Origin of the sequence: Pedobacter hiemivivus (genome assembly GCF_004331685.1) — a bacterium.
In the GTDB taxonomy this organism is placed as follows: Bacteria; Bacteroidota; Bacteroidia; order Sphingobacteriales; family Sphingobacteriaceae; genus Pedobacter; species Pedobacter hiemivivus.
This window is the reverse complement of record NZ_SJSM01000003.1, coordinates 378,825-400,868: the sequence shown is the minus strand read 5'-3', so window position 1 is coordinate 400,868 and position 22,044 is coordinate 378,825. Positions and strand designations below refer to the sequence as shown.

At 38.4% G+C, this 22,044-nt stretch carries 15 protein-coding genes; 4 read left to right on the top strand and 11 right to left on the bottom strand.

Annotated features, from left to right (window positions below; genetic code table 11):
• Positions 1–3 precede the first annotated feature (3 nt).
• Entirely contained in the window at positions 4–804 is an 801-nt protein-coding gene (locus EZ444_RS07825) for a DUF4382 domain-containing protein (RefSeq protein WP_131608169.1), read from the bottom strand.
• Between the two features lie 162 nt (positions 805–966).
• Between EZ444_RS07825 and EZ444_RS07820 the strand changes: the two genes are divergently transcribed.
• Genes EZ444_RS07820 through EZ444_RS07805 form a run of 4 tightly spaced genes read left to right on the top strand, consistent with a single transcriptional unit; the run spans position 967 to position 4,115 of the window.
• Positions 967–1,257 carry a hypothetical protein gene (locus EZ444_RS07820; RefSeq protein ID WP_131608168.1) on the top strand — a complete coding sequence of 97 codons (291 nt, stop codon included), beginning with the start codon at positions 967–969 and terminating at the stop codon, positions 1,255–1,257.
• Positions 1,258–1,267: 10 nt separating this feature from the next.
• Entirely contained in the window at positions 1,268–2,110 is an 843-nt protein-coding gene (locus EZ444_RS07815; protein WP_131608167.1) for a hypothetical protein, read from the top strand.
• Positions 2,111–2,122: 12 nt separating this feature from the next.
• Positions 2,123–2,797: a response regulator transcription factor gene (locus EZ444_RS07810; protein WP_131608166.1), complete on the top strand. Its 675-nt coding sequence runs from the start codon at positions 2,123–2,125 to the stop codon at positions 2,795–2,797.
• A gap of 1 nt (position 2,798) precedes the next feature.
• Complete coding sequence (locus EZ444_RS07805; protein WP_131608165.1) at positions 2,799–4,115, top strand: sensor histidine kinase; 1,317 nt, start codon at positions 2,799–2,801, stop codon at positions 4,113–4,115.
• A 45-nt stretch (positions 4,116–4,160) separates the two neighbouring features.
• Here the strand turns inward: EZ444_RS07805 and EZ444_RS07800 are convergent, their stop codons facing one another.
• The 10 genes from EZ444_RS07800 to EZ444_RS07755 form a co-directional block, all read right to left on the bottom strand.
• Positions 4,161–6,983, bottom strand: a complete 2,823-nt coding sequence (locus EZ444_RS07800) for a M16 family metallopeptidase (RefSeq protein WP_131608164.1) — start codon at positions 6,981–6,983, stop codon at positions 4,161–4,163.
• Entirely contained in the window at positions 6,980–9,241 is a 2,262-nt protein-coding gene (locus tag EZ444_RS07795; protein ID WP_131608163.1) for a DUF2194 domain-containing protein, read from the bottom strand. Before EZ444_RS07795 ends, EZ444_RS07800 begins: the two co-directional genes overlap by 4 nt.
• A gap of 12 nt (positions 9,242–9,253) precedes the next feature.
• Positions 9,254–10,186, bottom strand: coding sequence for an ABC transporter ATP-binding protein (locus tag EZ444_RS07790; protein WP_131608162.1), 933 nt, complete (start codon positions 10,184–10,186; stop codon positions 9,254–9,256).
• Positions 10,187–10,304: 118 nt separating this feature from the next.
• Positions 10,305–12,569, bottom strand: a complete 2,265-nt coding sequence (locus EZ444_RS07785) for a Gldg family protein (protein WP_131608161.1) — start codon at positions 12,567–12,569, stop codon at positions 10,305–10,307.
• Positions 12,570–12,647: 78 nt separating this feature from the next.
• Positions 12,648–14,180 carry a PKD-like family lipoprotein gene (locus EZ444_RS07780; protein WP_131608160.1) on the bottom strand — a complete coding sequence of 511 codons (1,533 nt, stop codon included), beginning with the start codon at positions 14,178–14,180 and terminating at the stop codon, positions 12,648–12,650.
• A gap of 2 nt (positions 14,181–14,182) precedes the next feature.
• Entirely contained in the window at positions 14,183–14,917 is a 735-nt protein-coding gene (locus tag EZ444_RS07775; protein ID WP_131608159.1) for a DUF4843 domain-containing protein, read from the bottom strand.
• 14 nt (positions 14,918–14,931) lie between these two features.
• Positions 14,932–16,410 carry a RagB/SusD family nutrient uptake outer membrane protein gene (locus tag EZ444_RS07770; RefSeq protein ID WP_131608158.1) on the bottom strand — a complete coding sequence of 493 codons (1,479 nt, stop codon included), beginning with the start codon at positions 16,408–16,410 and terminating at the stop codon, positions 14,932–14,934.
• Positions 16,411–16,420: 10 nt separating this feature from the next.
• Positions 16,421–19,852, bottom strand: coding sequence for a SusC/RagA family TonB-linked outer membrane protein (locus EZ444_RS07765; RefSeq protein WP_131608157.1), 3,432 nt, complete (start codon positions 19,850–19,852; stop codon positions 16,421–16,423).
• A 288-nt stretch (positions 19,853–20,140) separates the two neighbouring features.
• Entirely contained in the window at positions 20,141–21,277 is a 1,137-nt protein-coding gene (locus EZ444_RS07760; protein WP_131608156.1) for a FecR family protein, read from the bottom strand.
• Positions 21,278–21,376: 99 nt separating this feature from the next.
• Entirely contained in the window at positions 21,377–21,961 is a 585-nt protein-coding gene (locus tag EZ444_RS07755; RefSeq protein ID WP_131608155.1) for an RNA polymerase sigma-70 factor, read from the bottom strand.
• Positions 21,962–22,044 lie beyond the last annotated feature (83 nt).

The window sequence follows — 22,044 nt, the reverse complement described above, 5'->3', positions numbered from 1 at the left end:
AATTTATTGCTTAAGTGTAATCGTGCCTAAGCTGGTGTTTTGACCAAGAGCCACATTAACATTTGTAATGGTACTGTCTCTATAGCCAACAACGGGAACAAATTTTACGGAATAACTACCTGCCCCAAGTCCACCAACGGTGAATTTACCAGTCAAAGGATCAGCAATTGTACCTACGGTATCAGTTCCTGCAATTACTAACACTTCTGGGTGGCTCAACAATGGCAATACAGTTCCTGATATTAAACCAGATGTCGCTGCTGTGATCCCTCTAACTACAGGTTTAAGCAAGTACTTACCATTTCCGGTACTAACGATCGATTTCGCTGCATCAAAATCAAGCAATAATGAATACGTTACCCCAGGAACCAATGATGGGTTTGCTTTAAGTTTAACTTTCCAGCCAGATGATTGTCCGCTTGGAGTAGTGAGTGCCTGTGAAACACCACCAACCACAATAGTATTTCCTGAATCGTTCAATACCAATCTTACTTCAGTGATTTCGCCACTTGGCATTTCTCCTGAAGCAACCAGAATATCAGGATTACTGCTCCCGATTCTAAAATCCAGGATATTAAAAATACTCGCTGTGGAAGCGAATTTATAAGGCTTGCCCTCTGAAAACAGTACGATTTCCTTAACACTCAAGTTGATCTTATCAAAGTTTCCAGGTGCATCAGTCATTCGGATCTCGACTTTGGTTGTTCCATCCGCAGAACTGTTATTGTCTTTTTTACATCCAATAAAGATAGTAAGTCCGGCAAGAAAACAGGTTAATCCGGTATACATGATTCTCTTTTTCATAGTTTTAGATTTTAGTGAATATTAACATTTTCGTTACTCAAAATTGCGGTACGAACATGAATTCAACATGAAATTCTGAGTTTATTTGACCCCAAAATTTCATCTTAAATTCATGTTCAGTGATGACATTTGTTAGGGAAATAAAATCTTTATATTTACATAATGGACAGACCATTCATTTTCAAGGCATTATTAGCTTGTGTTTTTATTTTGGCCACTCCTTTTTTACTTTGGGCGACCGTACCAATGAAAGAAGGAAAAAAGGACCAACTACAGGATGAAAGCAAGCAAAAACCAGAGAATAAAGAAAAACCTACTAACAACCCGAGCCCCGATAAAGCCGACATCAGAGAAGTGCCTAAAGCCCGTAAGCAAGCAAGACCGCCCGTGGTTAAGCCAAATATTAAAGTAAAGCCTATTAAGGTTATCCGTCCAAAAATCAAAAGACCATAGTGCATACCCTATGAGATTTATATTTCTACTCGTCTTGATTTCTATGGCTTCCTTTAAGGTACAGGCGCAGGAAGACAGTGTTGAAAAAACGACAGTCACTTTAGCCTCGTTATACAGCAGTAACGTGAGTTATTATGGACAAGCCACCAATGAAAAACTTCCTTATATACTAATTAATGCAACAGTTAGGTTTCCTGTTGGCCTGTATCTTTCTGCAGGTTCTTATAAGCTTTTAAATTACGGAAGAGGTTTATCAGAAACAGATCTGGGCGCTGGTTTTGATTATGACTTTAATGAGAAGTTTAGCACAGGGATAGCTTATACACGCTCTTTTTTCCCTTCAAACTCACCATTATTGCAGGCCGCGAATGAAAACAATGTGAATTTCACGGCTAATTATAGTTGGTCTTGGCTCAAAAGTTCATTTAGTACCGACTATGCTTTTGGGAAACAGAATGATATTTTTCTAAGCCTAACCCATTCCAAAGAAATCAATATTGGTAGCTTATTTAATGAGAAAAATGCACTTTCATTAGCGCCTGCCATAGAATTGGTAGCGGGTACCCGGCATTTTTATGAAACCTATACCACAAAAAAGAACAATCGCGACAACGCTAATGGAAAGGGCAAAAGCCCTGTTTCACCTGGAAATTCCAGTTCAACGATCACGACTACTGTGCCTGCTGATAGCTTTAATTTATTATCTTACAATTTTAAATTACCGCTTAGTTTAAGTCGGGCAAATTATTTAGCAGAGATTAGTTATCAGTTATCTATTCTTGGCCCTAAAGCCGAGGCTGAGCTAAAATCCCAGCAATCGTTTTTTGGTCTGGCTTTTTACTATCAGTTTTAATCCAAAATTCCTATGAAAGTATTAATCGTTGAGGATGAAAAAACACTCGCTCATGAAATAGATTCTTTTCTAAAAAAAAGTTTTTATCTATGTGATATTGCGCATACCTTCAAAACCGGGCTGGAGCAACTGGAACAGAATAAATACGACTTCATATTAATAGATTTAAGTTTACCGGATGGCGATGGACTGGAGATTTTAAAAAGAGCTAAAAAGAACAATCCTGACGCGGCTTATATCATTATTACCGCAAGAACTCAGCTAAAAGACAGAATTAGTGGACTGGATCTTGGTGCAGATGATTATTTGGCCAAACCATTTTACCTTTTAGAGCTGCAATCCAGACTGCAGGCCATTGCACGACGGAAATTCAGCATCACCGAAGAATTGTTATCTATTGGCGAATTCCATATAGATCTTCCCAAAAGAGTGGTCATGTTTGGGCAGGAAAAGGTCGAACTTTCTCGCAAAGAATTTGACCTACTGAGTTATCTTTTACTCCATAAAAATCGGGTATTGACACGTGCTCAGCTAAGCGAACACATTTGGGGCACTTTTGTCAATGATGATTATGACTCAAATTATATCGATGCTCATATTAAGAACATTCGTAAGAAATTAAATGTATGGGCTGACACCGAATGGCTGGAAACTGTACGTGGTGTAGGCTACCGAATTAAGAAGTAACATGAAATTATCTACTAAACTTACCCTCTTCATTACCGGATCAAAACTGGTGATTGTATTGTTGTTTGTGCTCGCACTACCCTTCCTTGTGAAACAGATTGCTTCTGAATACACCAATTATACTTTAAAGCAGCAGCGAAAGAAAGTACTCGATATCGTAAAAAAGAATGGCACGGATTATTACTTTCAGGGTGAAGATAATTATGGTAGTTATACCATGCTTAAGGAAGAATTCATTGCATTACTACCGGTAGAATCCAGTCTAAGCATGGATACCATTAAAAATTCTCAACGCCTTATAGAAAGGGATACGCTCAACTACAGAGTTCTGAGTTATACCTTTAAAGACAAGAACAAAAATTATCTGCTGGAGATCGGTAAGACAACCGCAAGTATCAACCAGTATAACAAACCCTTACAACGATTTGCCTTATATGTATTGATCATCCTGATTGGCCTGACCATACTAATTGACCTTACTTTTATCCGTGTATTGATCCGTCCGCTGGCAAAAATTATAAAGACAAAATTAATAAACAGAAAATTCCCCTTTAAAGATGGGCAGAAACGGGTTCAAACCAGTACAACTGATTTTAAATACCTGGATGAATCGCTAATCCTTTTAATGAGCCAGATCAATGAAGCTTTTTATAAAGAAAGGGAATTTACTTCCAATGCTTCCCATGAACTGATGACCCCTATTAGCATTCTTCAGAATAAAATGGAAAATCTGCTTACGGACGAAACCCTTGATGAGCCATCTTCTATGGCTATTATAGAAATGATGAAAACAGTAGATAGATTAAAAAACATCACCAAATCTCTGTTGTTGATTTCCCGAATTGAAAATGAGCAATACATTAGAAAGGAGCAGGTTAAACCGCTGCTACTGTTTAACGAGATTGTAGAGGAGATCAGTCATCGGCTCGAAGAAAAACATATCCAGATCTTTATAAATGTCTCAGCAGAGGCGATATTGGAAGGCGTTAACAAGGACTTGCTGTTTCAGTTATTTTTTAATCTGATTCATAATGCCATTAAGTTTAATCGGAACAATGGAGAGATTTTCATAACGGACAATTATTTAAACAACGGCACTTACGAGATTATGATTACTGATACCGGCATCGGAATTCCTAAAGCGGATTTACCATTTGTTTTTGACCGCTTCATGAAAACGAATCTGGAAGGGGATGTTGGATATGGATTAGGACTAGCAATTGTAAAAAGCATTGCGATGTACCATCAAATACAAATCAGTGTTCAATCTGAAATTGGAGAAGGGACCACTTTTAAAATCGTGTTCCCAACCATGTAAGCATGAAAGGCAAAATCGTAGTGTCTTTCATGCTGGTATATTCAATTACTTACTCGTCTTAACTTCAGGATACAAGACAAAAGTGATGTAATTTTCTAGGTTAAGGTAGCGCTTTGCTACATTCTGAATGTCTATAGGTTTCAAATCTATAAGCAATTTATCATAATTAAAAAGCGTTGCGGGATCCTTATGTTCCCGATAAACATCTACCAGGTAGCTATTCCAAAAAGCATTAGTTTTTAGTTGCGTTTCCATAGCTAATTTTTGTTCTGCTTTAAATTTCGCCAGTTCGTCCATAGTAATACCTTCTTTTACTAGTATTTTGATCTCCTCTTCAACCGCTGCAATTAATGAATTAACCTTTTCAGGTGCACAGCCAAATGAGATGCCAACCCTAAATTCTGGAATAGGATACTTAGCATAGCTTACGGAAATATCAGGTGTGTAAACACCACTTTCTTTTTTCCTCAACCGCTCTAACAACCTGAAATCTAATACTTCCTGTAAAGCGTCCATTGCAATATTCTGCTGTACTCCATAATTATAATCACCGCTTAAGACCAATTGAACAGTAGCTTTATCTTCCGTGCCTTTATAAACATCCTTTCTGATGATTCCTTTTGGCGTTCTGACACCAACATCTTTCCAGCTTTCTTTTCGTTTTATGGAAGGTAAAGAAGCAATGTAGCGCTTCAGTAAAGGACGTATGGTACTATCCGTAAAATTACCCGTAAAAATGAAGGTAAAATCAGATGCATCAGCAAACCTTTCCTTATAGATCTCGTAAGCCTTTTTAAAAGAAATTTGATTGGCTTTTGCTAAACTTGGTCCGGTTCTACGTGGATGGTAACTCCCCAACACCGCATTTGCAGTATCCGAAAATACCAGTCCCGGAATATTTTCACGATTGAGTAAACTACTTTTATAATTAGCTACTAAACCATTAAATATAGCTTCATCGGCCTTAGGCGCAGTAAAATAAAGGTAGAGTAATTGCATAGTAGTTTCAAAGTCTTTTGGAGCAGTGCTCCCTTTAAAACCTTCATAACGCTCGGAAAGGTATGGGGAGATATTCAGCAATTTACCCGACAGCATTTTTGGCAATTGTTTAGCATCAAATGGCCCCAGTCCGCTGCTTGCAACCAATGTAGTTGCATTAACTGCAGACTGATAATCATGATCTGGATAAAGGGAATTACCCCCAGGACTAAAAGCATAAAAAAGTACCTGGTCATTTTTAAAATTGGTAGGCTTTAAAACCACTTTGATTCCGTTGCCCAATACCAATTCAGTTATATCAAGCCCCTTAATTTTAGTTTCTTTAACAATCTTTCCTTCTTTTGGCACTTCTTGTAGAAGTGGTAAATCGACCAAATTATCAGAATAAGCTGAAACTTCAGTATTTTTAACTTCCGCTATCCATTTCAAAATGGTAGATTCTTCTGGGAGGGAGGCTTTTTCACTTTCAGGACCTAATACCATAATATCCCGATTGGCATCAACATAGTACTTAGCAACCAATGCATTGATATCCTCAAGAGAAATCTTCATTATTTCATCTCTATAAAAATGATATAAATATTCTTTCCCCGGACTAATTTCTCCGTTTAAAAAATGCTGCAAGTACTCCTTAACATACTGAACAGATGGCGTTTTATCTCTTTCTTTATAGACTGATTCCTGATAATTCAGCGTTTCATTTTTCACCCGATCGAGCTCAGATTGTATAAAACCATGACGTTTAACCCGTTCCAATTCTGTATAAACCGCCTTAAATCCACGTTCTAATTCATTTGGTTTTGCTGCAACGACTGTCGAGGCAACGTCTACTCCTTTGAAAAAATTGCCAATGCTGGTTCCCCCTTGCAAATAAGGAGGATTTGCTTGTTTACGCAGCTCACTAAATCGTGAGGAGATCAGTTCATTGTAGATCCCAGCAATCAGATTATCTCTCAGATCATTCCTTGTTCTCGTCACATCAGATCGGTGTTTGCTCATGATTTGGATTACTCTTGAGGTATATTCCGGGTCTGTTACTTTTATAAACTGGTTTTTCCCATCAAGGTTAACACCATATTGAATTCTCTTTTCAACTTGGTCTGGCGCTTTAAAGTCAGAAAACTTCTCGATGATCATTTTTTCCATTACCGCAGGATCAAAATCTCCGACAACAATCAATGCTTCCAGATCCGGACGATACCAGCGCTGGTAAAAGTTTTTAATTGTGCTAAGACTTGCATTTTTAATCACTTGTTCTGTGCCAATTGGCAGGCGATCTACATATCTGGAATGGTTTAGTAAGACTGGCCAATAGATTTCACGCATACGCTCCTCCGCACTCTTACGGAGTCTTTTCTCTTCCAGGATAACTCCCCTTTCCGGCTCCATTTCCTGGGCTTCTATCAACGCCGCACCTGCCCAGTCACGCATAATTTGAATCCCTTGTTTGACCACCTCTGGGTTGTCTGTTGGAATCGGCAACTGATAAACGGTCTCATCAAAACTGGTATAGGCATTTAAGTCTGCCCCAAAACGAACACCTACACTTTGCAGGTAATCGATCATTTTATTTTTAGGAAAATGTGTCGTTCCTTTAAAACTCAAATGTTCTGTAAAATGAGCCAACCCACGTTCTTCCTCTGTTTCCACAATAGAACCAATCTTATTGGCCAGGTAAAATATGGCCCTATTTTTCGGCTCAATGTTCTTTCTGATGTAATAGGTAAATCCGTTAGGCAGTTTACCCACTTTTACACCAACATCCAGCATCAGTTGATCCTTAGCTCCTGCAGGGACCGTCTGTGCGCCTGCGCTATAAATGCAAAAAGCAGAAAGTAATACAATAGGTAATATTCTTAATAATCTCATTTTCGTTTTCTTCTAAATAAAATGGCTCCACCCAAAGCACCAATCAATAGTGGTATCAGCCCTAAAAACAATGCTTTTTGAATATTTATCTTGCTTCTGTTCACCAAAATAGTCGTATCTATGGCTTTTGGTCTTGGATTAGAAATAGGATACTTACCATCACTAAACCATTTCATTGTTTTAATTACAAAACTTGCGTTAACGCCGTGGGTAAGACTTCTTGAGACTTCAATATTAGCCATGAAGTCGGCATCTCCCATCACCATAATCCGCTGCTCCTTCCCGGCAACTTTTCTGGTTACGGCCAGTGCAACGGGATAACTCTCCTTTTGCTCGCTTGAAGCGTCAAAAACGATCTTATCTTTAAGATCGAAAGCACCTGACTTTCTCCAGCTTATCTGTCCGTTGCTAACGAGTATCGGTTGTTTTTTATAAGAACCCTCATTATGATAAACCAATCCTGCAACACCAGGCACACTGACTATCGCATCTTCATAAAATGACATCTTATAGGCTTCAGCTGCTGGCGTAAAAAATGACTGAACAAAATCAAGTTCATTATTCTCACTTTCCTCCAGCAGTGTACCATCCAATATATTAACCCCGAGTGTTGCCAGCAAAGGATTTAAAATCTGTTGACGGCCGGGCTCACCAGCAATCATCATATTACCACCAGCATCTAAAAACTGATTGATTTTTTGCAACTGCGCAGCAGTAAATGGAATAGTTGGGTCGGCAACAATCAATACAGCCAAACTATCAGGGATCTGATCGGTCTGATTCACATCAATGTCAACTACATTAAATCCCTGATTAATCAATGACGCTCTAACATTTAGCCCCTTTGTAATGGCCTGATATCCCCTGTCGCTGCTGTTATTCGCACTACGTTCATCATTTCCAATCAACATTCCAGCTGTTGCAGGTCCATCCAGCAATCTCTTAAGTGCTGCATTGATCTCCGACTCCCCTGGGTAAACAAACATGTCATGAAACATCCTCAATGGAGTCTGTTTGCCGTCATATTCTATAAAACGGACAAAGCTATTCTCTTCCGGAATTAAATTAATCCGTTTTTTAATCTGCGCTGGCGTTAGCAACTCTGAAAAATTAAACCCTAATGCAGTAGCAGCCTGCTTCGTCTTTGCTATTAATGTTTTAGTGGTATCATTATAACGAACCAAAGAATCATAATAGGCTACATACTCCATCTTCATGTCAGGCTTAAAACGTTCGTACATTTCAAACCTCCCCATGTCTCCAATCCTATTATCTGGAGCACCAAACTGAGTGTTGGATTCGATAACATTACTATAAGAGACTATTTTCAGTGGTTTTGGAAAACGTTTAACGAGTTCCTGACTTTTTTCAGTAAGCGTGCGGTCTTTAAACCTTGTTGTATCAAAATAAGCCGTTAATGATGGCAGGGAACTGATGTACCCTAAACCAATAAAGACCAGCAATACCACTGCATAGCGCATAATTTTAAATCCGGCACTTCTAATCTGTCGACCCGAATTTAGCTTGATGATGGTTAGTAAAAGGAACAATGCGATGACTAGTATAAAATAAATCGTGTCCTTAGTCGTGATCATTCCGTTGATCATGTTTTCCGTCCTGCCGGCTATAGAAAGCCAATGCGTAAGGTCCCTAAGAAAATCGGTCCCCTTTCCTATTTCACCGATGAAATTTAAACATGCCAGTACAGCCAGTGTACTGATTGCTGCAACTACCTGATAAGCTGTTAAACCAGACATAAAGAGTCCGATGGCAGTATAGGCACAAATGAGCAGATAAATACCAAAAATACCTCCTATTACAAATGATACATCCAGTGCCTCAATAGAAGCATATCCGGCTAATGCAAAGCCCAGTAAAATAAATATCAGGATAAGGCCATAAGCCATCATGGCTAGAAATTTCCCTAAAACAATTTCAGTAACTGTAACTGGTGATGATAACAAGAGTTTAATGGAGCCACTACTGGTTTCTCTACTCAGCAATCCCATGGTCAACAATGGAATGTATAAATACAGATTTTCCAGTACGATCGTCAGCATTCCTTTTTCTCCGGCGAACAATACTTTCGACATTGGACCAAGGGCACGTTCCAGTTGCTGGTAAGTTTCCTGGCTATACAAGATGTCTGTAAAAGTGATGCCACTTTGTATAGTAAAAATGATGAGTACCAACCAGGCTATAGGAGAATAAAACAATATACTTAGCTCAAGTCGGGCTATCCTTATAATTTTTTGCATTTCCTGTTTTAATTAAATTTTAGCCGTTTTCTTAGATAACTGGGCAAAAATGCCATCCAATGAACTTTTTTCAAGATATATTTCTGCCAAAGCCCAATTTTTATCCTGACAAGTACGAATGATGGTCTTGGTTATTGTGGGACCGGTATTAAAATGCAACCTAAATTGATTGCTGTGCAGCAACTCGGCCTTAGTTATACCTGGTATTGCTTCCAATTCTGCTATTTCAGGTATAAAGTCTAATATCAGTATTAATGAATTCGGCTCTATATAGTTGTTAAAGGCATGCATAGAATCTGCAAATACAATATTTCCATGTTCTATCATGATGATGTTATCACATGTTGCCTGAACTTCTGATAAAATGTGAGTTGACAGGATCACTGATCGGTCTTGAGCAATCTCTTTGATCAATTTTCTTACTTCAAGAATCTGGTTAGGATCTAGTCCATTGGTAGGCTCATCCAGTACCACCAACTTCGGATTGTGGATAATGGCTTGTGCAATACCAACCCGTTGCTGATAGCCTCCAGATAGGTTGCTCAATACCCTTTTGCTAAAATGAGAAATACCACATTTAGCCTTAGCAACATCAAGGCTGTTTTTTATTTCATGAGCAGGAATAGAGCGCATGTATGCGCAATGTGTAAGGTATTCATCAACAGTTAACTCCATATGCAAGGGTGCTTTTTGTGGCAGGAATCCGATCAGCTTTTTAGCCTCAACAGGATTATTACGTACATTAATACCATCAATAAAGACGTCGCCCTCAGTTTGGTTAATTACCCCGCATAGGATGTTCATTGTAGTTGATTTACCTGCACCATTGGATCCAAGTAAACCTAAAATTCCCTTTTCAGTAACTTCGAAACTGATGTCTTTAATGGCCCAATCTCTACTGTAACGATGTGAAAGGTTTGCTATTTTAGCGATGCTTTGCTTCATATTCTATATTTTATATGTAGGTTGTATCAGTGATATATAATTGGTGCGAGATGCTGATACCGGCCTGCACCGGCATGACGAATCACCAATGCCCGAATTAATGATACAGCCTGATTTGTTATTTTCTTTTACGGTTAATTAAAATGTAGGCTGCTGATAATGCAAGTAATGCTGGTAAAATTCCCAAGAGGCCAATTTTAAGCCAGGAGATTTGCTCACGTGAAATCAGGATATGGTTGTCTGTTGATTTTGGACGGACAGTCGCAATTGGAAACTCGCCATTGCTAAACCATTTAAACAGATTTGTGGTAAATCCGGCGTTTACAATCACTTCATCCGATTTTGAAATGGTTGCATTGCTCATGAAGTCCGCATCGCCAGAAACGATAATTTTTTGTTCTTTTCCAGGCAATTTCCTCATCAGCGCCAATACCGTAGGCACGCTAGCTTTATGATCGACTGCAGGGTTAAAAGCTATTTTAACGCCAGTTGCATCAAAATCACCTAATTTATTCCATACCAACTGCGCATCAGTGGCAAGTAATGGCAGGTAAGTATATCCTTGAACGGGTTGATATTGAATCCCGACTACACCAGGCATGTTAACCACACTTTTTTTAGCATAATTAAACTTTAATGCATCCGATTCAGGCGTTAATTTAGCCTGCACCATGTTGACATCCAATTCTTTGCTTTCCTGCAATAAGGCACCTTGCATCAGCTCCACACCTAAGGGTCTCAATAATCCATTTAAGGCTGTTTGTCTGCCTGGCTCAGCGGCAATTAATACATTGCCACCATTCTGAATATAGGCCGCTATCTTTTCAAGATTTGCTGCCGTATAAGGGGTTTTAGGATCTGCAATAATCAGTACCGCAAGATCAGCAGGAATAGGCTCGGCTGCAGACAGATCTATACGTTTCATATCAAAGCCCTGGTTGATCAGCGACATCCTGCTTGACATGGTGTTCAATATGTTCTTGTAGGCCTTATCTCCTGTTTTGTCGATACTACGTTCATCATTCTGATTCAGCACTCCCACCACTGGCGGTTTTACCAGGAACCTCTTCAGGGCAGCAGAGATTTCTGCTTCTTCTGGATAAGCGATCATATCAAAATACATCCGTAGAAAAGTCCGTTTGCCATCATAATTTACAGTGCGGACAAAGGAGTTGTCTTCCGGTGTAAGGTCGATTACCTTTTTAATTTCTACAGGGCTCAACAACTTGTCAAAGTCGTAACCCTGTGCCGTAGCAGCACGAAGGGCTTGCTCTTCAAGGGGCTTTGTTTTATTGCGTATATAAAGTGTAGTGTCATAATAAGGCACATAATTAAACTTTAAACCAGGTAAAAAACGCCTGTATTTTTCAAATGCTCTTAATTCGAAATTTCTCATTTTTGGTGCCCCGATGTTTACAAAAGCGCCAAGTACGTTTGGATAAGTAGTAATACTTAAGGGTTTATCCAGCTGTTTGATAATCGCCAAACTTTCATCAGTTAAGGTATTGGTTTTTAATCGTGTGGTGTCATAATACCCAATAAATACAGGTAAGGATGTTACATAACCAATCATCAGTATAGCTGCGATCACCAGGGTATATCTGGTAGCGGTAGCAGCCTGACTTCTAATTTCCCTGCCAGCATTTAACCGCATAATACTCAAGGTAAGAAAGGCTATAATCACCAAAAGGAAGTAAACGATATCATTACTGCCTATCATTCCATTAATGAAGTTGTCGGCTCTTCCAGATATAGAGATCCAATAAGTAATGTCTCTAACAAAATCATAAGCCTGACCAACGCTTCCTACAAAATTCAGTGCAGCCAGAATAGCCAGTGTGCTGATCGCGGCAACAACTTGATAAGCGGTTAGAGATGACATAAAGATACCAATTGCAGCGTATGCGCAAATGAGTAGGTATAAACCTAAAATTCCGCCCAGCACATGCATGATATCGAGGTGCTCAATCGCAAAAATGCTTGACACTGTTATTCCCAACAGTACCAGCATTAGCAAAGCACCATAACCCATCATGGCGACAAATTTCCCTAAGATAATCTGCATATTGGTTAATGGCGATGAGAGCAATAGTTTAATAGAGCCGCTACTGATTTCACGGCTCATGAGACCCATTGTTAATAATGGAATATATAAATACAATTTCTTCTGCACGGCGGCAAAGAAACCGTTTAGACCGCCAAAAATATCCGCAGTTAAAAATTCGAGATTATTTCCAAGCTGTTGTTTTGTTTCAACCTCATTGAGCATGGAAGTAAATGTGACGCCGCTTTGAATGATGAAGATAATCAGAATCAGCCATGCAATCGGGGAGTAAAACAGTATACTAAGCTCTAAACGGGCTATCTTTAGTACTTTCTTCATTTGTGTGTGTTCGTTGTTTGTATCAGGTTAAAAGGGATGGGCTTTCGTTAAAATGAAAGCCCATCCATGGATACTCATTTATTTTTGAGTAGTGATGGCCGTTATTTTACCAAAGCCGGTAAAAGTTTTAACGTTTGGAAGGTCAAGCGTTCCGGAACCAACGCTTTTTATAGGCATAATATGGACTTTACCTTCGGTTCCAGTATAAGTAGACACAATCAATTGTTTGTTATTCGTTGCAATGTAATCCCCACTAAAGAAAGGGTAATCGCATTGCTGAAACATTTGCAGCGTAGTGATCTGCTCTCCTACAGGTGCAGTATATCGTTCTTCAAAAATTGGCGTGCCCCCACCAAACAACATCACATAAATTTTTGATGTGGTTGCATAGTACATCACTCGCTGTTCATCATATAGCACAAATTTAATGGCCTCATTGATCCCAGGAGCAGCACTTAAATCATAAACAGCCTTAGGTGACGGGATAACTAAAATATCAGAATTATCGTAAAATGATTTGTTCAATACATAAAGTGCAAGCTTACCACTCGTCTTGTCCTTTAAGAGATGGAGCAGTTCTCTATCCTGGCCAAGTCCGGCAGCTACATTTGCTTTATTGGGCAGATTTCCAGGATCAAAAGCTTTTCCAGAAACAGAAGGATAAGCATGCATGGCCCTGTCACCAAAACTTTGTACAGATGACAGATAAACAAACTGGCCCTTAATCTCATCATAAAAATTCATTACAGTTACCAGGTCATTAACATTACCATCCAAAGCTACCTGAGCCGGCACATTAAATTTACTGTCAAATGCGACACCCCATTTTTTTGCTACCTCAAGATAATTAGAATAAAATTTACCGTTTTCTATGTAGACAAAACTCTGATTAACAGCAGCTATTGACTGGGGAGCAAAAGCACCAACATGGTTAAAAAACAATTCCTCATTTTTGCCTGCTAGTTTATAGTCCACTGTATTTACCTTAAATACTTCAGCATTGGTTATCCCAAATAAGCCAGTTATGAGTGGATTAAAATGCATCTGCTTAACAATACCGCTAATTTTACCTCCATTTATTGACGAATAAATATTATGTCTTACACGCTCTCCTGTAAAATCTCTGGTCACAAGCGGGTGCATAATATGACTCAAATCAGCATTTATACCATCACTAGTTTCTGCAATTACCAATCCTTCACCTATACCGTTCCTAATCGTCAGCTGCCAGCTCATGATATACTTTAGGCCATTACGTTTATCCGTAATTCTATAGGCTAGCTGATGATAAGAACCAGATTTGGTGGGCGGAAGACTAACTTCGGCATCAAGATTCTTGGCTGTACTGAGCACTGTGGTCGTCGTATCATTTGGAAGTAGATTAATCCGCCATTCATAAGTCAAATCTTCGTCACTAAGATTAGTTGTCAATTTAGGGGTTAAAACCAGGTTTTCAAATTGAAAAACGCTTAAGATGCCATTTCCTGTGGTATCTATTTTTGCGCCATCAATAGGATTCAAATCAAGGGTACTCAAATCCTTTTTGCAGGCAATTATTGAAGTTATCCCTACAATAAATAAGAATAATCGTGTTAAATTTCTATAGTTCATGATTAGTCATATTTAGATTTAGTGTAATACAACGGAACAATATCTTGTCCTATTAGGGTTCCCGTGTCATGTTTTAAATGGTCATTTGGATGATCCAAATTCCATTGTTTCACATAATCACCGAATTTAGTGGCCTCTGCTTCTACAGCTATTTGTCCCATTGCTCTGAATTGGGCTGCTGTTAAAGTTTTTAATCCTGATAGCTGTACAATAATTTGGTATACTTTATTGCTGGATGCTACAGAGAAGAAAATTCTATAGTAAGTCCAGGATGGCAATACAATCTGATTAGTCCAACCTACAACGAACTCACTGGACTCTATATTTCCTGCTTTAAAATCTTCTGAGTCCGCTAGTTTCAATTTAAGGTTAACGATGGAAGTATTCAGTTCCGCAGAGTTAATCAATGCTACTGATAACTTTCCGGTGAATTCTCCGGCTTTCACTACCCCGCCTATAATGCGGTATTGCGTTGGTTTTGCTGTAGTAGCAGCATCATTAACCACAATGGCATTGAATGTTCTGTCATGATCCGCGGTATTGCCAATAATCCTGACTTCTATTTCCTGGATATATTCTGCTGAGGGGTTTCCTAAAAATGAATAGTCCAATGCCTTTGTTGTAAAGTTAACAGCAGGACTAGCTGTAAAAGATGAGATTTCATCTTTTTTGCATGAGGCTTGCAGCATCAATATTCCTGCAATGGCCATAAAAAGTATATACTTTGCCTTTTTCATCGTGTATAATTTAATTATTGTACCCTGTTACCAAACTCTATTTCTGTTGCCGGATATGGCAACAAATAAACCTTATCATTAGCCACTATTGTTGATGCCAAGCCGGGATAAGTAGTTTTTCCCAATCTCTTATAATAGAAAAACAATTGACCATCCATTATAAATTCCTTTTGATACTCCTTATCCAGTTCAGTTTTGATCTGTTCGACATTTGTGTTCGTCGGGATAGGCTGAACAATACCTCTATTTTCCCTGATTTTATCCAGGTATTCAATTGCTTTACCTGGGTTTGTAGCAATGTAATATTCAGCTGCTATGTAATACATCTCAGGAAGCTTCATTAGTGGCATAATGTTTCTGCCAACATCTGAGGACGCTAAGCTTTGAAAATATTTAATGGGTACCATACCAAGAGTTTGCGCAGATAATAAGGTATTGTATCTAAAATCAGACAAACCAATATTAGCGTTAGCTGTTTCAAAAGTCGATTGGGCCTGGGTGTTAGTTAGGTACAAAGTATTCGTAAGACTGGCATCATTCGCTTTTAGGTAAGTGTTAATGATGTTTAGAAAGCCTGTTACATTCAGATTAAATAAGTGCTCAGTATAAAGCGAAGGATTAGTAGCAACAGAAGCCGAATTGGTCAATTTAGCCGGGCTGTCTTTGATCACTTCTTCTGCGGCCAAGGCGGCATTTGCTACATTGGTGCTTCCTCCCTGCCATAGCAATATCCTCGCCTGTAAGGCCTTTACTGCATAGTAATTTAAACGTTGCTCTCTTTTGTTGTAAAAACCATCACGATTTACATTCACATAATAAGATGTCGGTTTTTTAGGATTGTTATAAATAGGATCTTCTTTTAATAAAGCCACTGCCTCATTAATATCTTTATAGAGCAAATCAAATGTTTGTGAATAAGATAACTGGGGCGTAATTTCCTTCTTAAAATCAGTAACATATGGAATGGCTAATTTACCAGCCAATTCTGGACGGTTAGCAATGTTACCATATCCATACACACGCATCAAATCAAAATGCAAAAATGCGCGTAAGCCCAATAACTCCCCTTTTATGATTGCATAATTTATGGGGTCAAGCTTTGCTTTATTTTTGTCAATGTTTAGTAAGGCATTATTGATGTTGGCGATTGTATTGTAGGATTTATTCCATACTGCATCTATTCGGGCAGTTGCCTTAAGGGTTTTATAACTATAGTTATAGATATCTACATATTGTTCATTACCAGTCAATGGTCTGTATTGATGCGACAGTATATCTACCAAGCCCCAGGTCATGTCTTTCGAATAAAGGGCCGGGTCGGTCATGCCAATATAAACGCCCATTAAGGCATCTTTAAAACCACTTTCTGATGAAAACTGAGTATCAGAATTAATCTCAGTTCCTGAGTTTACATCAAGCCATCCTTTTTTACAGGAACTGATACTCAACAACATAAACAATGCGAAAGTTATATTTTTCAATTTTGAAGTCATGATAATTGAATTAAAATGTTGCAGATAAATTGAATGACATGGTTCTTGCGAACGGATACGATGTCCCTCGCTCAATCACTATAGAGGAAAAAGTAGTCAGCTCATTCATATTAAAGCCAACTTTTAGACGTCGTATACCCAGTTTGTCCGTTATCTTTTTGTTAAACAAGTAGTAAATGTTTAGCGCTGATAAAGTGACTTCATTTCTATTCTGAATAAAACGAGTGGTTGCTCTTGTCTTTTCATCGAGAGATTCACCAGATGCGCCGCCCTCCTCGTTCTGAACAGAATAAGTACCCAAACGTTTAAACAATGCATTTTGTCCGGGGGTTGTCCATCGTCCGGTGATCACCCTTTCATCAACGTTATAGGCCATATCAACATTTTCCACACGATCTACTAAGGTCTGGTTATACATTTGTCCACCTCCCAGAAATCTTGCTGTCAGGCTGGCACCTATTCCTTTATATTCCCCGGAGAATCCTAATGTTCCCTGATAGTCGGGTGTAGAATTTCCTCTGGCAACCATATCATTTGCATTCCATATAAAAGTTGTATGTCCATTTCGGTCTACATAGATCTCATTTCCCGTTGACGGATCTATACCTAAAGAAGGAACCGCCCAAATGGCGTTCATAGACATTCCATCTTCATATTTTTTAACTGGTTTACTATTTCCCTGATCAGCGGCAAGTTTATCCATATTGGCATTAAAAGCTTTCATGGCGTTAGACAACTCTATGATCTTATTTTTGTTCGTTTCGATACTCGCATTTAAGGTGAAAAAGTTCCCTTTGTCCGCGTACAGTATATATGATCCATAAATCTCAAATCCAGTATTTTGAACTTTCCCCAGGTTATCTTTAACCGTGTTGAAACCTGTAGAGTTTGGCAAACTCACATTGGTAATCAGGTTCTCTGTAAAGCTTTTGTAATAATCAAACTTTAACGACAGGCCTCCGATGTTTGCATCCAACCCTGCATTGTAATCAAATTTAGACTCCCATTGTAGATTTGAATTTGCTAAATTCACCAGGTATGACCCGGGAAAGCCCTGATATAGTGCATCCTGATAGTAGGAATATGTAGCAATTGCCTGGTTATTCAGGAAGTTAGAGTTGCCAGTAGAACCAAGAGATCCTCTTAATTTTAATTGTTTCAGTGCAGTAAAGTTTTTCAGGAAACGCTCATTATGTACGTTCCATCCCAAACCGAAACTCCAGAAAGGAGCCCAACGCTTGTCGGCACCAAATTGAGAAGAAGCACTTGTTCTAACTGTCAGATCTGAAAGAAAACGATTGTCATACATATAAGAGAAAGCACCCAAAAACCCAAGTTCCCGGTTAATAGCAGAGCTACCAGAAGGTTTAGAATCTAATGTATACCCTCTTGCGAATAGGATATTGTCTACCCTGTCACTCGGAAATCCTTCTGCTTTATGAACAACTTCATTGTAGTTAAATTCACTGACATTAAAACCAACATTCGCAAACAGGACGTGTTTATTGATCGTTTTCCCATAATTTAGGTTTAAGTCGCCAGATAAAGTCTGACCTTTTCCATTGTTAACCTGGTAAGATCCTTTTCTTTGCAGTTCCACATCTGATGTAAAATCAACAAACTTAGTATGACTTGAAGGATAGAACTCATCCGCATCACTGTTTTTGATATCAACGCCTAAACGTGTGGTCGCTTTTAAACCAGGAATTAGCGTCCACTCCAAATAGAAATTATTGGTAAAATTAAGGTAACTTGTAGTATTTTTTGACTTTACAGTTGAATTATAAAGTGGGTTTGTAAATTTCTCATCAGGATTTTCTCCAAGGTATTCTGCATAAAAAGGAATACTGCCATCAATATTTTCAGCTCTCCAATAGGGATTCATCTGTGCATACTCACTAAATGTACCATAAGGAGATTCGACCGTATTATTTTTATTTACGCTCATTATATTTCTGAATAAGAAGTTATTCAGGCGATAAGAAGTCATGACACTACCGGAAATATTTTTCCTGCCTGATCCGATCATCGCACCTTTTACATCCCTATAAGAGACATCGGCCATAACATTTAATCCGGAGCCCCCCAATTCAACAGAAAGCGCATGCTTTTGTCCTACACCATTCTGAAGTGGTTTAGCCAACCAATAGGTATCAAGGCCTTCTAAAGCCAATTTTTTTCTCGAGTTATATAATTGCTGCAGCGCAATCAACTCATCAGCAGTTTTAGATCCATGAGTCAAATAAAAACCATCGATCCTTTCCGCTTCCAGTTTTTGTAAGGAATTAGTTAAATTATAACTCCTTAAATCAGGAAGTTCAAGGTCGACACTTGAGTTATAGGTGACCAGTGGTTTAGTTGAGGCTACCTTTTTAGTTTCGATTACTACCACACCATTGGCGGCTTTTGAACCGTAAATGGCTTTTGATGCTGCATCTTTAAGAATGGTAATGCTTTCGACTCTGTTCATATCCAAATCGAATATCCGTTCTAAACTAGCCTCAAAACCATCTAATATAAACAAAGGTTGGTTTGGACTGCGCTCGTAGTTTCCTTTCAGACCTGCGGCAGAGTTGTCTCCTGCCGGAAAAGTAGAAGTACCTCTCAACTGAATATCAGGCAATGCATTAGGACTAGAGCCCATTGCAAAATTATCCAGTACCATAGATGGAGAGATATTTTTTAAAGCCTGGAAGATATTTGCATTACCTACTTTTTTCAAATCTTCACCTTTAATAACCAAAGTAGAGCCGGTAAAACTATTGGCCTTACGGGTATAGATACCGGTATTAATCGTCACTTCATTTAGACCTCGAACCTCCTCTTTCATGACAATATTGATAGTTTTTCTACCAGCCACAGATACATTTTGCGTAATATAACCAAGCGAAGAAAAACTAATCATGTCCTGATCATCAACGGCAGAGAGTGTATATTTCCCGTCTCTATTGGTAATGGTTACATGTTCTCTGGTCTCCAAAACCGGATTATCAGCTGGTTCTGTTGTATTGGCTTTTTTCATCTTAAAACTAATCGAATTGGAGACCAGTCTAACAGTTACACCTGGTATGGGTTTTCCAAGAGAATCTCTTACCGTTCCTTGGACATCAATAAGACTCATATTACGAACAGCGCCCATCGCAATAACAATATCGTGTGTAGGCTTTAAGGTGATGTTTTTACCAATAATCTGGTATGCAATACCCATTGGCTTGAAGTATTTGTTCAATACTTCCGTAATTGTTGCATTATTGGTGGTGATACTGAGATTATTGACAGGAAAACTGCTCTCATTATATAAAAACACATATCCTGATTGTTTTTCAATAGCTTCCAGCACCTTGGTCAGAGGTGCATTTTTTTCGTTGAGCGTAATTTGACTATATCCCTTGGCACTGACCTGCACCAAGGAAATGAATAAAATTATCGTTGTTAACTTCATAACCTGGAAGAGTTGTTTTAGCGGCAAATCGACGCATAGCGGGATGCCCTTAGTATTGGAACTAAAATTCATTACATTTGTAAATGTTGGGTTAAAAACAAGGAAATAATCGCAAATTATTTATCTGTTAGGCTCTCGCCAATACAGAAGGGTTAACCCAATAAAATGATACGGAGGTGTTAGAAGCGCCTCCGTTTTTTTTATGGCTAACCAAATGAATTTTAATTCTGCTGTCGTAGATTTTTGATCATAGTTGGTTGTTTAGGTTCTAGTTAATGGATTTATATATTATTGTTTTTCAGGTTCTATGATTACTTTATTATTTTCGATACGGTACTTAATGCCGATGTATCCGATGCTTTTCAGGGCTTCCTGCAGGTTTACATTTCTGTAGATTTTTCCTGTAAATGAGATTTCAGGAACCTCTCCTTCATAAGTAACGTCTACATTGTACCAACGGGAAATTTGCCGCATTACAGTTTCTAAATCAGCTCTTTTAAAACTAAACAAACCGTTTTTCCATGCTACAACCTGTTCTGTATTTACAGAAACGACTTCTATTTTATCCCCCGAACCAATTATCGACTGTTCTCCAGGCCTAATAATTTTGCTACTACCTTTGCTAGATACTTTTATGCTACCTTCAACCAACGTGGTTTTTACAAATGGTTCATCGGTATAATTGTTCACATTAAAATGCGTGCCCAATACTTCTATAAGCTGATGATCTGATAGGACACGAAAAGGTTTAACAGGGTTTTTAGCAACCTCGAAATAGGCCTCACCTTTTATCTCAACCTTACGCTCATTTCCTGCAAATCTTGTCGGGAACTTTAATTTGGATGCCGCATTGAGCCAAACAGAAGAACCGTCTGGAAGAATCACCTGATAAGTACCAGAACGTGGGGTTTCTATCGTATTGTAAGTAATTTCAGATCCTTTGGTAGCAGCAGTGCCGGAAAGATCATAAATCAATTGTCCGTCTTTAGATTTTTTGATTAAAACATTACCTTCTTTAGCCAATGCACCAGACTTGGCATCCTCTAGGTCTATCTTGCTCCCATCTGCTAAAATTAATACAGCTCTATTTCCTCCAGGGCTAACATCCGTGATATGAGATAGCTTCTGCTCTGCTTTTGGTTGAAGATAGAAAAAATAAAAAGCAACGCTTAAAAAGAATAAAACTGAAGCAGCAATAGCAATCTTGGGCCATAACTTCAGGGTATCCCTTTTTGTTAAGCCTAAAGCCTCGCTCATTTCTATTTCCACAGCTTTCAGTTCCAGTTCAGATAATTCTGGTTCGTTCTCTGCATTCCAGTTCATATACCAACTTTCAAGCCAGGCTATTTCTTCTGGCGTACATTGATTGGCTTTAAATTTCGCTAATAACGCGCTGGCACTTTTCTTTTGTATTCTTTTAGACATTACTTATCCATTGTTACCTACTAGACGAGATGTGAGAGGTCAAGGGGGATAATTATTTCATTTTTTTTCAAAAATTAGAATAAAACTGGCAAAAAGAGGCTAAAACTTGTAATTGAGCAAGAATATTAAGTATATCACCAAGCCAAGTTTAGTTCTAAGAATTTTCAGAGCCTTTTTAATTTGATCTGTAACAGTTTGCTGTGAAATCCCCAATTCCTCTGCAATTTCTTTATGACTCATGTATTTTTTTCTGCTTAACTCAAAAACCAGGCGCATCCGTGGTGGCAGTGCGGCAATCTCCTTTTCAATTATAGCGACGATCTGTTTTTCACGGATCACATGATCTGTTACAGCAGTTCCATTATCCAGAAAATTTTGTAATGAGCCTAGATATTTTGATTCAACGGTTTGATGCGAAATAAAATCAAAAATCTTATTTCGAACAGCCGTATATAAATAACCTGTCAAATTAGATTTAAAATCAATTTCATGCCTTTTAGTCCACAATAAAGCAAACACATCTTGAATTACATCCTTAGCTTCCTCTCGATTCCTAAGCTTTTTATATGCGTGACTATACAAAAGACCATTATACCGTATAAAAATCTGACTAAATGCACTTTCGTCACCCGAAAGAAGCAAACTAGCCAGTTCCCCGTCAGTAAAGGAATCATATGAAGCCATTTTTTATTATATTATGTATTATTCAGCCAATTAACTTGCTAAAACTACAAGATTAATTCCATTTTTTAGCTAGCAACTACTAA